Source organism: Coralliovum pocilloporae (assembly GCF_030845175.1).
GTDB classification, from domain to species: Bacteria; Pseudomonadota; Alphaproteobacteria; order Rhizobiales; family Cohaesibacteraceae; genus Coralliovum; species Coralliovum pocilloporae.
Window position 1 is genome coordinate 244496 of record NZ_CP132542.1, and the last position, 14200, is coordinate 258695.

15 protein-coding genes and 1 tRNA gene are annotated in these 14200 nt (G+C 54.7%); 11 read left to right on the forward strand and 5 right to left on the reverse strand.

Translation table 11 applies throughout. The features are described 5' to 3' along the window. Positions 1 to 71 precede the first annotated feature (71 nt). From RA157_RS01150 to RA157_RS01160, 3 genes are all read left to right on the forward strand, one after another. Positions 72 to 956 (forward strand): DMT family transporter, encoded by an 885-nt coding sequence (locus RA157_RS01150; protein ID WP_350334654.1) that lies wholly within the window; start codon positions 72 to 74, stop codon positions 954 to 956. Between the two features lie 53 nt (positions 957 to 1009). Next, complete coding sequence (locus RA157_RS01155; protein WP_350334655.1) at positions 1010 to 1390, forward strand: hypothetical protein; 381 nt, start codon at positions 1010 to 1012, stop codon at positions 1388 to 1390. Between the two features lie 137 nt (positions 1391 to 1527). Further along, positions 1528 to 2046, forward strand: a complete 519-nt coding sequence (locus RA157_RS01160; RefSeq protein ID WP_350334656.1) for a hypothetical protein — start codon at positions 1528 to 1530, stop codon at positions 2044 to 2046. Between the two features lie 58 nt (positions 2047 to 2104). On the opposite strand, the gene RA157_RS01165 is transcribed toward RA157_RS01160, so the two are convergent. The 5 genes from RA157_RS01165 to lipB form a co-directional block, all read right to left on the reverse strand. After that, positions 2105 to 3274: an isovaleryl-CoA dehydrogenase gene (locus RA157_RS01165; protein WP_350334657.1), complete on the reverse strand. Its 1170-nt coding sequence runs from the start codon at positions 3272 to 3274 to the stop codon at positions 2105 to 2107. A gap of 50 nt (positions 3275 to 3324) precedes the next feature. After that, a complete protein-coding gene (locus RA157_RS01170) occupies positions 3325 to 3771 on the reverse strand; it encodes a PaaI family thioesterase (RefSeq protein WP_350334658.1) in 447 nt (148 codons plus the stop codon). Beyond that, complete coding sequence (locus tag RA157_RS01175) at positions 3764 to 4150, reverse strand: MerR family transcriptional regulator (RefSeq protein WP_350334659.1); 387 nt, start codon at positions 4148 to 4150, stop codon at positions 3764 to 3766. Before RA157_RS01175 ends, RA157_RS01170 begins: the two co-directional genes overlap by 8 nt. A gap of 81 nt (positions 4151 to 4231) precedes the next feature. Further along, complete coding sequence (gene mgtE / locus RA157_RS01180; protein WP_350334660.1) at positions 4232 to 5641, reverse strand: magnesium transporter; 1410 nt, start codon at positions 5639 to 5641, stop codon at positions 4232 to 4234. A gap of 127 nt (positions 5642 to 5768) precedes the next feature. Continuing rightward, positions 5769 to 6482 carry a lipoyl(octanoyl) transferase LipB gene (gene lipB / locus RA157_RS01185; protein WP_350334661.1) on the reverse strand — a complete coding sequence of 238 codons (714 nt, stop codon included), beginning with the start codon at positions 6480 to 6482 and terminating at the stop codon, positions 5769 to 5771. Positions 6483 to 6581: 99 nt separating this feature from the next. Between lipB and RA157_RS01190 the strand changes: the two genes are divergently transcribed. From RA157_RS01190 to RA157_RS01225, 8 genes are all read left to right on the forward strand, one after another. Beyond that, positions 6582 to 6848, forward strand: coding sequence for a FliM/FliN family flagellar motor switch protein (locus RA157_RS01190; RefSeq protein WP_350334662.1), 267 nt, complete (start codon positions 6582 to 6584; stop codon positions 6846 to 6848). A gap of 110 nt (positions 6849 to 6958) precedes the next feature. After that, positions 6959 to 7045 (forward strand) — tRNA-Leu (locus RA157_RS01195). 205 nt (positions 7046 to 7250) lie between these two features. Then, entirely contained in the window at positions 7251 to 8114 is an 864-nt protein-coding gene (locus tag RA157_RS01200) for a metal-dependent hydrolase (protein WP_350334663.1), read from the forward strand. Positions 8115 to 8150: 36 nt separating this feature from the next. Next, positions 8151 to 8966, forward strand: coding sequence for a class I SAM-dependent methyltransferase (locus RA157_RS01205; RefSeq protein ID WP_350334664.1), 816 nt, complete (start codon positions 8151 to 8153; stop codon positions 8964 to 8966). Positions 8967 to 9053: 87 nt separating this feature from the next. Beyond that, the gene (locus RA157_RS01210; RefSeq protein WP_350334665.1) at positions 9054 to 10196 is read left to right on the forward strand and encodes an MHYT domain-containing protein; all 1143 of its coding nucleotides are present in this window, start codon (positions 9054 to 9056) and stop codon (positions 10194 to 10196) included. Between the two features lie 170 nt (positions 10197 to 10366). Next, positions 10367 to 11221, forward strand: coding sequence for an FAD binding domain-containing protein (locus tag RA157_RS01215; RefSeq protein WP_350334666.1), 855 nt, complete (start codon positions 10367 to 10369; stop codon positions 11219 to 11221). Positions 11222 to 11237: 16 nt separating this feature from the next. Next, on the forward strand, positions 11238 to 11729 hold the full coding sequence (locus RA157_RS01220; RefSeq protein ID WP_350334667.1) for a (2Fe-2S)-binding protein: 492 nt from the start codon (positions 11238 to 11240) through the stop codon (positions 11727 to 11729). Then, entirely contained in the window at positions 11726 to 14146 is a 2421-nt protein-coding gene (locus RA157_RS01225) for an aerobic carbon-monoxide dehydrogenase large subunit (RefSeq protein ID WP_350334668.1), read from the forward strand. Before RA157_RS01220 ends, RA157_RS01225 begins: the two co-directional genes overlap by 4 nt. The last annotated feature ends 54 nt before the right edge of the window (positions 14147 to 14200 follow it).

Below are 14200 nucleotides of genomic sequence, written 5' to 3' on the forward strand. Positions count from 1 at the left end.
GATATAGGAAAGTTCCCTACCCATATGGCTATTCTGCCCTTATCCGTCAATCATTGAAACATCAGACATTCATGGCTCTGCGAAAACCAACCCCGCTGGATCTGTTCCTGCTCATGTTTGTCACACTGATCTGGGCAGGCGCCTTTCTGGCAATCAAGGTCGCCGTTCCGGAAACCGGTGCACTATGGCTGGCGGCATCCCGCGCGCTTATCGGCTGTATGGCTCTCCTGCCATGGGCTCTTATACGCGGCGCTGTTTTCCCCTCCACAGGCAAACAGTGGATTCTGGTTGTTTTGATTGCCTTGCTGAATGTTGTCATTCCTTTCTTCCTGATCAGTTGGGGCCAATTGACGACCGATGCCGGCGTCACTGCCCTGCTCATGGGCACCGGCCCCATTCTTGGGCTTCTTGCCAGTCATTTCACCACAAGCGATGACCGCATCACCCCGCTGAAGGCACTTGGCGTTGTGCTTGGATTTTCCGGCGTTGCTCTTGTGGTCGGCAAGGGAGCCATTGACGGGCTTGGCGGAGACCTGGTGGCGCAAGCTGCCATTCTGCTGGCGTCTGCCTGTTATGTTACAGCCGGGTCCATGGTCAGACATGTGAGCGACCTGCCGCCAACGCGCTTGTCGGCACTGGTTCTGTCAATCGCCACTCCTATACTGATTGTAAGCGCCTTTGTCATCGACGGCCCACCAAACCTGTCCCTGTCACAAGAGGCGTGGCAAGCCATCCTCTTCCTGGGTCTGTTTCCAACAGGCATGGCTTATATCCTGCGGTTCCATCTCATCCGGACAATCGGTTACAGCCTGTTCTCGCTTGGCGTCAATCTTATCCCGGTTTTCGGCGTCCTGTTGGCATGGCTCATCCTTGACGAGCCACTCACACTCACCCTGATGATTGCGCTCGGCCTTATTCTCTCAGGCCTTTTTGTCGCCAGAAAAGGTCAGGGATGACGCACATAATAATAATGTGTTAACCTCGCTCGAAAAAGAGGGAGGAGAGTAAGATGAGTTCAAGCTGGTCTCGATTTATCGGCCTGATTGTTATGAGTTTTGCGGTGATCGGTCTCAGCGTTGGGTCTAGCCATGCGGCCCAACTGACCTGGAAAGTAAAGAGCAATCATCCGAACAAAGTCAGTGTCGTTTTCTATTCGCAAACTTATGATCACGCTTGGCCTGGCGGCAGCAAAGTCTACGTTATTTCCGACTATAAAACCCATACTTACCGGCTGAATTGCCGACGCGGAGAAAAAATCTGCTACGGTGCCTGGGTACGCGGAAATTCAACTACATATTGGGGTGTCGGACAATATAACCAGCATGGCTGCCGGGGATGTTGCTACACCTGTGGCGGTGGCACAACAAAAGTCCAAGTACTCAACCCATAGCTGCAAATTGTTCTGAAAATCATTTAATAACCAAACGGCAGAAGTTGCTAAAATACGACTTCTGCCGTTAGGTTTTGTTTAGATTGACCATGTAATGTCACCATCAACTGGCTTTATCCAGATGATTGGAGTAATTCATGTCAATCACGGCAACACCTTCCGATATCGGCGCACAGAAAAGCGTCCTTTCTCTTGAGCGTCTGACAATTGTTCTTATTGCCGGTGCTTTCGGCACCATCGCTTTCGAGATATTCGGTCAGGCTATCAGCCCTCTTCTTGGTGGTTCAAGACTGGCACCGGTTCCGCTGGCTGCATCCGTATTCAAGGCTATTGCAGGTTTTGGTTCAAAACCGGCGGCTTACATGCTGCACTACCTTGCCGGAGTTTTGTGCTACCCGCTGGCCTTTGCCCTCATTGGTCGCCCTCTCTGGAAAAGCATCGCACCATCCGTGCCCTGGTATGTGGTCGCAGTTGCCTTCGGTCTGTTCCAGTGGGTCTTTGCGCTCTATGTGATGGCGCATGTAATCGCTGGCATGCCACCATTCCTCAACTTTGCCGGCATTACCTGGGCAGCGCTTTACGGTCATGTCATCTACGCACTGGTGGCAATCGGCGTGTCCCAGCACCTCAGCATATCCTGGGGACGCAAGACATAACCATCGGACTTGTCACAACAAGTTTGAGTAAGCCGGGCCCACGCAAGGCCCGGCTTTTTTATTTCGTTCTTTCGAACAATTCCCTGCCAATCAGCATCCGTCGGATTTCCGAGGTTCCGGCACCAATCTCATAAAGTTTTGCATCCCGCAGAAGCCGCCCGGTCGGGCTCTCACTGATATAGCCCATACCACCGAGGCACTGGATCGCCTCAAGCGCCATCCAGGTGGCTTTCTCCCCCGCATAGAGAATGGCTCCGGCGGCATCTTCCCGGGTTGTTTCACCACGATCGCAGGCCTGCGCGACCTGATACACATAGGCCTTGCAGGCATTCATGGTGACATACATATCTGCCAGCTTGCCCTGCATGAGCTGAAACGTCCCGATAGGCTGTCCGAACTGCTTGCGTTCATGCACATAAGGCAGAACCACATCCATACAGGCCTGCATGATACCAAGAGGTCCGGCGGACAGCACGGCCCGCTCATAGTCAAGACCGGACATCAGGACATTCACGCCCCGCCCTTCTTCGCCCAGGATATTCTCTTCCGGCACCTCACAGTTTTCAAAGACCAGCTCACCGGTATGAGAGCCCCGCATACCCAGCTTGTCGAGTTTCTGAGCCACAGAAAAGCCCGGCATGTTCTTTTCGATCAGAAAGGCCGTAATCCCGCGCGACCCGGCATCGGGATCAGTCTTGGCATAAACCACCAGCGTCTCGGCATCTGGTCCATTGGTGATCCACATCTTATTGCCGTTGAGAATATACCGGTCACCGGTTTTCTCGGCTCGCAGGCGCATGGAAACCACATCTGACCCGGCACCCGGCTCTGACATGGCCAGAGCCCCGACATGCTCACCGGAAATAAGCTTTGGCAGATATTTCTGTTTCTGCTCTTCAGTGCCGTTCCGGCTGATCTGGTTGACACAGAGATTGGAATGCGCCCCGTAGGACAGGCCGACAGATGCAGAAGCACGGGAAATCTCCTCCATCGCCACAACATGCTCGAGATAACCAAGGCCTGAGCCGCCATATTGCTCATCAGCCGTAACGCCAAGCACACCCAGCGTCCCCATCTTCTGCCAGAGGTCCATGGGGAATTCATCCGTCCGGTCGATATCATCTGCTCTTGGCGCGATTTCATCTGCAGCAAAATTACGGACGGAATCGCGGATCATGTCCGCTGTTTCACCAAGGTTGAAATTGAAGCTCGAAAAGTCATTACGCATTTGAGTTATCCCAATCACATCCGCTATCACCAACCGCGGAATTCATACCTCTAGTCGGCTAAACCCTGTTTCTGAATCATTGTGAACAGACCTGTGGCTACCGGTGTCTCAGCATCCTCCTGAAGAGCAAAGACATCCGCCTTCGCCAGGGTCAGGGTACGCCCCGACTTCACCACCCGGCCCCGGGCAAGAAGCGCATCCCCCTGGCCAGGCGCCAGAAGATTGATCTTGAACTCAACTGTCAGAACACCGGCACCGGCCTCAAACAGGCTGAGCGCAGCATATCCCGCAGCACTATCAGCAACCGATGATGTTACGCCCGCATGAAAGAAGCCATGCTGCTGTTCCAGATCAGATCGTGCAGCGACTTTCAGGTCCACCGCACCAGGTGCTATGTGACAAAGCTCGACACCCATAAGCCCCATAAAACTCTGTCGGGCAAAGCTGCGCCGAATGCGAGCGTCATAGTCTGGATCCCGGACAACAAAATCACTCATCGGACATCATCTCCTTCAAGCGCTTCCGGCAGCCGGTTTCAACGGCATCCAGCTCAGCAAGGGTAACATCAAGATCGCGGCGCTTTCGCAAAAGCTCATCACGGCGTTGGGCAATCCGGCCCATCAGGGTTTCAAGCTGGCCGCGTTCACCGGGCTTGGCTTCATACATGCTGATGATTTCAGAGATTTCAGATAGCTCAAACCCGAGCCGCTTGCCCCTCAGAATGAGTTTCAGCCGCGTCCTGTCCCTCTGGGAATAGAGCCGTCTGCTTCCCCGGCGGGTTGGGCTGACAAGCTTGCGATCCTCATAGAACCGCAATGTCCGGGTCGTAACGCCGAATTCCTCCGCAAGATCGGATATCGTGTAAATGCGCTGCATGACACGAGTATCAGTCTCTTTGACGTTAAAGTAAAGAGATACGATATTTATTATATATTACATAATTTTAGAATAACTTTATCAGAGCACAAACCACCAGGCGGCCAGCCCCAGGAAGGCATAGAATCCCACCACATCGGTCACGGTGGTTACAAATACTGATGACGCAATCGCCGGGTCAGCGCCGGTCTTCTCAAGGCAGAGCGGAATAAAAATGCCCGCCATGCCTGCCGAGACCATGTTGATCACCATAGCAACCGCAATCACACCGGCCAGCTCCGCATTGCCAAACCAGACAACGGTGACCACACCGATAATCAGCGCGAAAATCACCCCGTTCAACAGGCCAACGAGGGTTTCACGCGTAATAAAACGCCTGACATTCAGATTATCGAGATCGCGGGTCGCAAGAGCACGCACGGCCACGGTCATCGTCTGGGTGCCCGCATTGCCTCCCATAGACGCCACAATCGGCATCAGAACCGCCAGTGCCACCATTTCCTGAAGGGTTCCATCGAACAGGCCAATGACAAATGACGCAAGAATGGCCGTTCCAAGATTGACCAGTAGCCAGACGAAACGGCTTTTGATGGTCTCGACGATATTATCCGAGATTTCCTCATCACCAACACCGGCCAGGCGCTTGATATCCTCATCCGCCTCTTCCTGAATAACGTCAACGATGTCATCAATCGTAATGACACCAACAAGGCGGTCGGTGTCATCAATCACTGCTGTGGTCACAAGATTGTAGCGCTCGAAAAGATGAGCAACCTCTTCCTGATCCTCATCCGGCTTCACCATATGCCGGGCGTCCAGCATGATGTCCTGGATCTTGGTCGGCCGTTTGGTACGCAAAAGCGTATTCAGCGGCACGGTCCCCAACAACGTGAACCGCACATCCACCACCAGAAGGTCATAGAACTGGTCCGGAAGGTCCTCCGCTTCCCGCATATAGTCAATCGCCTGTCCCACCGTCCAGAACGGCGGAATGGCAATGAAGTCCGACTGCATGATACGGCCGGCTGAATCCTCCGGATAATCCAGACCTCGCTGCAGCTTGATCCGGTCAGCGATAGGCAGCTTGGAGAGAATCTTGACCTGATCTTCCTCATCAAGGTCTTCCAGAATGAAAACAGCGTCATCAGAATCAAGGTCCAGAAACCCCTCGGCGACCTGTTCATCAGGCAGCGCATCAATCACCTGATTACGGATATTTTCATCAAGCTCGGTCAGGGCCGTGAAGTCAAAGTCATCCCCAAGAACCCGGATAAGCTGAACCCTCTCATCCGCGTCCAGCGCGTCGATGAGTTCAGCCATATCGGTTTCATGAAGATCCCGCGTCAGCTCGCGGATTTCATCGAAATCGGATGTCTCAAGCGCAATATCAATACGGTCAAGAAAAAAGGGATCGATATTGTCCCGATCATCACGCGGCAGATAGGCAGGTGTTGTCGTCTGGTCTGCTGCGATCGTATCGGTTTCCGCCATGAGAGCTCCCAATCCCCAGGGTCAAGACCCTAAAAAGCTTATGTGTTTTCCGCAAAGACTAGCGCGTGCGTCTATCACGCTCAAAGGCTTTTTTGTGGTTTATCCATATGACAAGGTTTGATGACAGTTACGTGCCGCTTACCGATCGGGTCGGGCCAAAAATCTGTTCAAACTCGGTTCTCAGAACCATATCCGCCTCAGGAAGCGACACCGGCAATCCGAGATCCGTAAGACTGGTCACACCATGTTCCTGAATACCGCATGGTATGATGCCGCCGAAATGATCAAGATCGGGGTCCACATTCAGACTGATTCCATGAAAGGTTATGCCTCGGCGAACCCGAATACCAAGTGCGGCGATCTTGTCTTCCACATCCGCACCTTTTTCAGGTCTTCTGACCCAGACACCAACCCGGTCTTCCCGCCTCTCACCGCGAATATGAAAATGCCAGAGGCTGCGGATCAGCCATTCTTCGAGGCCTGCGACAAACCGGCGAACATCCTGCCCCCGCTCCTTGAGGTCCAGCATCACATAAGCCACGCGTTGTCCCGGCCCGTGATAGGTATGCTGACCGCCCCGCCCCGTCTGAAACACCGGAAACCGATCCGGCATCACAAGGTCAGAATCATCAGCGCTGGTGCCAGCTGTATAGAGTGGCGGATGCTCCAGGAGCCAGACCCTCTCGGCACAGTGCCCAGCAGCAATATCCGCCACACGGCGCTCCATTTCCTCAACCGCATCAGGATAGTCCGTGAGGCCATCACTCACCACCCAGTCAACCGGCATCTCCTCCTGTCGTCTCAAGCTCAGATCCGTCAGCTCATCACGACCGTTAACCATTCGCTAACCATTTTCTGTAAGATTTTATTAACATTTCCCGCCCCGTTCTTAACTGGAAACCAGGTCGGGTAAAACCAGTTTATCACCGGAGTGACAATTGTGACGACGATCCAGAATGTCGAAGTGGAAATCGCTGTCCTGCTTGGCACATCCCAGATCCCCGTTCATCAGCTGCTGCGCATGGGTCGTGGTGCCATTATCGAACTCAACACCCATGAGGACGATGACGTTCAGATTCTGGCCAACAATATCCCGGTCGCCAAGGGTCAGGTGGTTCTGAATGGAGAGCATGTGGGCATTTCCATCACCGAAGTTCTCTTCCGCTCAGCCGCTTTCCGCCCGTCCGACAATGTGAAACGCGTGTGACTGCATTTTTCAAGATCTGTGAATATCTTGAAATGGATCCTTATTCCCCTTGCACAATCTGATGGCATCTGATACTTCACCGCTCGTCAGCGAGAGCTGAGTACCAGTTTGCGGTCGTGGCGGAACTGGTAGACGCGCAGCGTTGAGGTCGCTGTGGGGTAACTCCCGTGGAAGTTCGAGTCTTCTCGACCGCACCATTTCAAGCTTGTCAAAGCATTGGAATTATAATCAAGCCCTCTCACTCCGGTGAGAGGGCTGATTTTATTCAGCACCCTCAACGGCGGCTCACCTCCATATGGAAGAGCCTACTGGCAACAAAGACTGGATACGTCCCGGCTCTGTTGTTAGGGTCAAGACGTATTGCGGGCGCTGAAAGCAATTTTATCAGGACACCAGACAGTCATGCATCATTCCGAGCACGAGATTCTGCCAAGAGACCTGCGGTTTGGCCTGTCTGATAATCCCGTACGGAACTGGTTTGCCGGAGATCCGATCAAGACTGCCATGATGAATTCCATGTCGATCTTTCTGCCTGAAGGAGAGCGTTTCTTCATCAGGTCTCTGAAGCATTACGCAAAGAAGACCGACAATGCCGAGCTCATCAGCCATATTGACGGCTATGCCCGGCAGGAAGCTTTCCACACCCGCGAACATGAAGACTATAATGAGTCGCTGCGCAGACTGGGATATGACGTCAACCGCATGGAGGCCCCCATCCGTCAGGCCCTGCGCATGAAGCACAAGCCGGTCTATGATGTGGCCCTCACCTGCGCCATTGAGCACATGACTGCCACGCTCTCCATCGCCACCCTGAGAAATACGAAACTTCTTGAGGGAGCGGAGCCAGCCTACAGGCGTCTGTGGATGTGGCATGCTCTTGAGGAACTGGAGCATGCAGGCGTCGCCCTTGAGGTCTTTGAGAAAGCCACCTCCAAGGTTTCTCCCTGGAAACGCTATCTGTTGAGAACAGCCACGATGAATGCAACGCTGATTGTGTTCGTGGTGACGTTTATTCGGAACATGAGACTGATGCTGAAAGCCGATGGAGAATCAACCGGGCTCTCCTTCTGGGCGAAACTGTTCTGGGTCAGTTTCGTCTCTCCCGGATATACCCGGCTCGGCTTCATCCATCTGGCCCGGTATTATTCACCCTGGTTCCATCCAAGCTCGGAAACAATCGACGCCCTGATCGTAAAAGGGAGAGCATGGCTGGAAGAAGAGCTGGCACCAGACCAGTCCGGAGCCTTGCCTGCTCCCGCAGAGTAATCCCTTCATCAGACTGTTTGCGCGAAAGACCCGTTCATGGCCAGCAAGCTTTTCAACACCGTCATCCGGCTTGTGGAACAGGGACGTTTGCCCGAAACACGTAAGTGGTTCTGGAAGCAGACCTATAATCTCCTGTCCCGCGTCTGGTCAGACAAGGACTGGGCATTCATGAACTACGGCTATATGCCGGACGTTCCCTTCCCTCTCGACACAGAGGACGAACCGGACCGGGCCTTTATCGGACTTTACCAGCAAGCCGTGGATGGTCTCGACCTGAACGAAAAAACTGTCGTTGAAGTGGGCAGCGGTCGCGGGGGCGGCTCTTCTTATATCGCACGCTATTTCAAGCCGGCTTCCATGACCGGGCTCGATTATTCTCCTGCGACGGTCAAACGTGCCCGAAAGGTTATACCGCCGCATCCGGCACTCGCCTTTGACGTTGGAGACGCGGAGGCACTTCCACTTGCTGATGAGAGCGTCGACATTATCGTCAACATTGAATCATCCCACTGCTACAGCAACCTGCCGAAATTCTTCTCAGAAGTTGAACGTGTTCTGAAACCCGGAGGCGTATTCACCTGGGCTGATATCCGCGCATCATCAATGATGGAATCGCTGGAAAACCAGTTCGCGGAAACCGGCCTCGTTGACGTTCGTCGAATGGAGCTGACACCCGGTGTTATCAAGGCCCTTGACGCCATGAGTGAACGCAAGAAAGCCCGTATCGGACGGATCCCCCTTATCAGCAAGTTCCTGATGGAATTTGCAGCAACAGAAAACACCAAGCTTTATAAGGGTTTCAGAAATGGCAAGGTCCGTTATCTGGCTCGCAGGTTCCAAAAGCCCGAATAAGTGCAAAAGCATTTGCCTGACGAACAAGGCTTGATAATCTTGCGGCCTGCCTGGAACAGAACAATAAAGCACTAAGGCCAAGACTCATTGCTGACCTATACCTATGACATAACGCTTGTTGTGGCGTCATTAGCCATTTCCATGATGGCTGCTTTCACCGGGCTGACCCTGACCAACGGGATCTCGGCGCTGCCCGTGCCAACCCGCAAGCTGATCATCGGCATGGCAGCAATTGTTCTGGGCGGTGGCATCTGGTCCATGCATTTTGTTGCAATCCTCGCCCTGCAGCTCCCGGTTCCGGTGATTTATGATTCTGCCCTGACCCTTGGTTCCATTCTGATTGCCATCCTGATGGCAGGCACGTCCCTGCTCTTCATGCATTTTGGCGAACGGAACTGGCGCAACATCATTATTGCGGGGGCGATCCTGGGCAATGGAATCGTCGTCATGCACTATGTGGGCATGTCCGGCATTCAGGGGTGTCTGGTCCTGTTTGGCTGGAGTGGACGCTTGCTGTCCGTTCTCCTCGCCACCCTTACAGGGATTGCAGCAATCTGGATTGCCTATCGCGAGCGAACACGGCTCAACATCATTCTCAGCACCCTGATTTTCGGCTCCTCAGTGGTGATTGTTCACTTCACGGCCATGTACTGGACAGGTTTTGCGGTCTCACCTGATGATGCACCGGTTTCACCATCCATCGAAAATGCCGACCTGGCCCTGATTGTGATCCTGGCAGGCTTCTTTATCTGCGGTGGCTTTCTTCTGTCTGCAGCAACCTTCCTGATGCCAAAGCAGAAGACGGAGCCGGCGGCCTCTCCTTCAGAGCCGGATCCAGAGGCCCAGTCTGAAGATGCATCCGATACGGAAACCAGCCTTCCAGACACAGATACCCCTCTCGTCCGCATCCCCTATGAGCGGGATGGCAAGACCTACTTTCTGCCTCTGAACGACGTCGCAGCCATTCGGGCAGAGGGGCATTACACCCTTCTCTATACAGAGACAGAAAAACTGTTCTGCCCGTGGTCAATCTCGGTCGCCGAGAAACGCCTGCCGGATACGGTCTATCTGAAGACACACAGATCATATCTGGTGAACATCAGTCACGTCTCCGGCTTCGAGCGGCGGAAGGACAACGGAGCCTGCCTGTTCGACCATATCGAAAGCCTCAAGACAGTCCCGGTCAGTCGCACACGAGTCAATCCTGTCCGGGAAGCGCTCGGCCTGTAAATCTCCCCTTTTCGCAGTTCGTGCACCATGTTCGCGCTTCGTGAAACGAACTGCGCCGCCAGAGAGTGCCCATTCGACGCCGCTCATGCACCCGGCACAGAATGTCGCAGTCTCGAACGGGCCACATCCCATTGTCAGCCCGTTCGTTGAGCCGGGAGGACAAACCAGACATGATTCCAGGATCGTTCGATTATCATCGACCGAGCAGCCTGACTGCAGCCATTGCACTGCTGTCAGACCACGGCGATACAGCCCGCGTGGTTGCAGGCGGGCACAGCCTCATACCCATGATGAAACTGCGGATGGCAGACTTCGATCACATCGTTGATCTCAGCGCCATTTCCGATCTCCAGGGTATTTCCATTGACGGAAGCACAATCAGAATTGGCGCCATGGTGACCCAGCATGAGCTGATCACCAATGACGTTCTGGCGAATGCCGCTCCAATCATCCGCGAGACAGCCCTTCAGATTGCTGACCCCCAGGTCCGCTACATGGGCACGATTGGAGGCAACATCGCCAATGGTGACCCGGGCAATGACATGCCGGGTCTGATGCAGTGTCTTGATGCAAAGTTTCATCTGACCGGCCCCAATGGTGAGCGCTCTGTAGCCGCACGTGACTTCTACGAAGCGGCCTATTTCACAGCGCGCGAGGATGAGGAAATTCTCACCCATGTGAGTTTCCAGACACCCGGTGGGGGTTATGCCTATGCCAAGCAGAAGCGCAAGATTGGTGACTATGCAACAGCAGCCGCAGCGGTTCTCATCTCCAGGTCCGGCGATACATGCACATCCGCATCTATCGCCCTGACAAACCTCGCCGATATCCCGCTCTACTGCGAGGCGGCAGTCGACGCATTGGTCGGATCAACTCTCGATGATGCAGCGATTAAGGCGGCAGTCAGCGCAGCCGTCGATATCACGGAACCGTCCGAGGACAATCGCGGGCCGATTGAGTTCAAGAAACATGTGGCAGGCGTCATCATTCGGCGTGCCATCGACAGCGCCATCGCGCGCGCCTGAACGACGGGAGAACGGCATGACAAAGACAAGCATCACCTTCACCGTCAACGGACAGGAAACAACGGTCGAAGCAGAACCTCGCGAGCTCCTGATTCACGTACTCAGGGAGCAACTGGAAATCACCGGCCCACATATCGGCTGCGAGACGTCACACTGCGGGGCCTGCACCATCGATATAGATGGAAAGTCAGTCAAATCCTGCACGCTTTTCGCAGTTCAGGCAGACGGAGCCAACCTCACCACAATCGAAGGAATCGGCAACCCGGATTCCCTGCATGTTCTCCAGATCATGTTTCGTGAGCATCACGGTCTGCAATGCGGCTTCTGCACCCCCGGGATGATCACCCGTGCCTATCGGTTCCTGCAGGAAAACCCGGACCCGACAGAAGAAGAAGTAAGGTTCGGTATGGCTGGCAATCTCTGCCGCTGCACAGGTTACCAGAACATCGTCAAAGCCATTATGGCAGCAGCCGCTGAGCTGAATGCCGCACAGGAGGCAGCAGAATGAACGAGATGTCCCCTCCGAAAGAAGAACGCGCCTCCGCCCTCAAAGGCATTGGCTGTTCCCGTCGCCGCGTTGAAGACGCCCGCTTTACCCAGGGCAAGGGCAACTATGTAGATGACGTCAAACTGCCCGGCATGCTGTTTGGGGACTTCATCCGCTCCCCTTACGCCCACGCACGCGTCAAATCCATCAATACGGACGCAGCCATGGCCCTCCCAGGTGTTGTGGCCGTGCTGACGGCAAAAGACCTTGAGCCGCTTAACCTGCACTGGATGCCCACCCTGGCTGGTGACAAGCAGATGGTTCTGGCCGATGGAAAGGTTCTGTTCCAGGGCCAGGAAGTGGCCTTTGTTATTGCTGAAGACCGCTACATCGCAGCGGACGCAGCCGATCTTGTGGAAGTGGATTACGAAGAACTGCCCGTTCTCACCGATCCGTTTCAGGCGGAGGTCGAAGATGCACCAATCCTTCGCGAAGACATTGCAGACGAGACATCCGGAGCCCATGGCCCTCGCCGTCACCCCAATCACATCTTTACCTGGGAACAGGGTGACGCCGAGGCAACGGAATCTGTTCTCAGCAGTGCTGATGTGGTGGCCGAAGAAATGGTTTATTACCATCGCACCCATCCATGCCCGCTTGAGACCTGCGGCTGCGTCGCTTCCATGGATAAGGTCAATGGCAAACTGACCGTATGGGGAACCTTCCAGGCCCCGCATGTGGTGCGCACCGTTGCAGCTCTCCTGTCCGGCATTGCCGAGCACAATATCCGCGTGATTTCTCCTGACATCGGTGGCGGGTTCGGCAACAAGGTTGGCGTCTATCCCGGCTATGTCTGCTCCATCGTCGCCTCCATCGTGACCGGCAAGCCGGTCAAGTGGATTGAGGACCGGATGGAAAACCTGATGGCCACAGCCTTTGCCCGCGATTACTGGATGAAGGGCAAGATTGCAGCCACACAGGACGGTAAAATCACGGGCCTCTGGTGTCACGTCACCGCCGACCATGGTGCCTTTGACGCCTGCGCTGATCCATCAAAATTCCCGGCCGGATTCTTCAATATCTGCACAGGCTCCTACGATATCCCAACAGCATATCTGGCTGTAGACGGGATCTACACCAACAAGGCCCCGGGTGGCGTCGCCTATCGCTGCTCCTTCCGTGTGACGGAAGCCGCCTATTTCATTGAGCGGATGATCGAGGTCCTGGCCATCAAGCTCAACATGGATGCCGCTGAACTCAGGGCCAGGAACTTCATCCGCAAGGAGCAGTTCCCCTATCACTCGGCGCTCGGCTGGGAATACGATTCAGGTGATTATCACACTGCCTGGGACAAGGCCCTTGAGAGCGTCAACTACAAGGGGCTGCGTCAGGAGCAGGCTGATCGTGTTGAAGCCTTCAGACGTGGAGAAACCCGTAAGCTGATGGGCATCGGCCTGACATTCTTCACAGAGATTGTCGGCGCGGGACCTGTCAAGAACTGCGACATCCTCGGCATGGGCATGTTCGACTCCTGCGAAATCCGTATCCATCCGACAGGGTCGGCCATCGCACGGCTGGGCACAATCTCGCAGGGCCAGGCGCATGCCACCACCTTTGCGCAGATTCTGGCCAGTGAAATCGGCATATCCGCCGATGACATCACCATCGAGGAAGGTGATACGGATACAGCCCCTTATGGTCTTGGCACCTATGGGTCACGCTCCACACCGGTCGCCGGTGCAGCCACAGCCATGGCAGGGCGGAAAATCCGCGCCAAGGCCCAGATGATTGCCGCCTACCTTCTCGAAGTTCATGACGATGACGTGGAATGGGATGTGGACCGGTTTGTGGTCAAAGGCGAGCCCGACCGCTTCAAGACCATGAAGGACATCGCCTATGCGGCCTATAACCAGCCCATTCCAGGCGTGGAACCTGGCCTTGAGGCGGTCAGTTATTATGACCCGCCCAACATGACCTATCCGTTCGGGGCCTATATCTGCGTGCTCGATATCGATGTGGACACAGGTGAAGCGGATATCCGGCAGTTCTACGCTCTGGATGACTGTGGCACCCGGATCAATCCAATGGTCATTGAAGGCCAGGTGCATGGCGGTCTGACAGAAGCCCTGGCAATCGCCATGGGTCAGGAGATCGCCTATGACGAGATCGGCAATGTGAAGACCGGCACCTTTATGGACTTCTTCATTCCAACGGCCTGGGAGACACCCAACTACATTACCGACCATACGGAAACCCCGAGCCCGCACCACCCGATTGGCGCAAAGGGTGTGGGAGAAAGTCCGAATGTCGGTGGTGTCCCCGCCTTCTCAAACGCAGTGAATGATGCCTTCCGGGCGTTCGGGCATGTGCATGCACATATGCCACACGATCACTGGCGTATCTGGTCGATTGCACGCGATCTTGGCCTCCACGACTGAGATTGATGATGCACAGGCCGGGTGGGCCCCCAACCCGCCCGGCCAACAAGGACA

What these genes read in the sequence shown, in the direction of transcription:
- RA157_RS01150 (WP_350334654.1), top strand. Translation starts at nt 72, where the DNA reads ATGGCTCTGCGAAAACCAACCCCGCTGGATCTGTTCCTGCTCATGTTT.
- RA157_RS01155 (WP_350334655.1), top strand. Translation starts at nt 1,010, where the DNA reads ATGAGTTCAAGCTGGTCTCGATTTATCGGCCTGATTGTTATGAGTTTT.
- RA157_RS01160 (WP_350334656.1), top strand. Translation starts at nt 1,528, where the DNA reads ATGTCAATCACGGCAACACCTTCCGATATCGGCGCACAGAAAAGCGTC.
- RA157_RS01165 (WP_350334657.1), bottom strand. Translation starts at nt 3,274, where the DNA reads ATGCGTAATGACTTTTCGAGCTTCAATTTCAACCTTGGTGAAACAGCG.
- RA157_RS01170 (WP_350334658.1), bottom strand. Translation starts at nt 3,771, where the DNA reads ATGAGTGATTTTGTTGTCCGGGATCCAGACTATGACGCTCGCATTCGG.
- RA157_RS01175 (WP_350334659.1), bottom strand. Translation starts at nt 4,150, where the DNA reads ATGCAGCGCATTTACACGATATCCGATCTTGCGGAGGAATTCGGCGTT.
- mgtE (WP_350334660.1), bottom strand. Translation starts at nt 5,641, where the DNA reads ATGGCGGAAACCGATACGATCGCAGCAGACCAGACGACAACACCTGCC.
- lipB (WP_350334661.1), bottom strand. Translation starts at nt 6,482, where the DNA reads ATGGTTAACGGTCGTGATGAGCTGACGGATCTGAGCTTGAGACGACAG.
- RA157_RS01200 (WP_350334663.1), top strand. Translation starts at nt 7,251, where the DNA reads ATGCATCATTCCGAGCACGAGATTCTGCCAAGAGACCTGCGGTTTGGC.
- RA157_RS01205 (WP_350334664.1), top strand. Translation starts at nt 8,151, where the DNA reads ATGGCCAGCAAGCTTTTCAACACCGTCATCCGGCTTGTGGAACAGGGA.
- RA157_RS01215 (WP_350334666.1), top strand. Translation starts at nt 10,367, where the DNA reads ATGATTCCAGGATCGTTCGATTATCATCGACCGAGCAGCCTGACTGCA.
- RA157_RS01220 (WP_350334667.1), top strand. Translation starts at nt 11,238, where the DNA reads ATGACAAAGACAAGCATCACCTTCACCGTCAACGGACAGGAAACAACG.
- RA157_RS01225 (WP_350334668.1), top strand. Translation starts at nt 11,726, where the DNA reads ATGAACGAGATGTCCCCTCCGAAAGAAGAACGCGCCTCCGCCCTCAAA.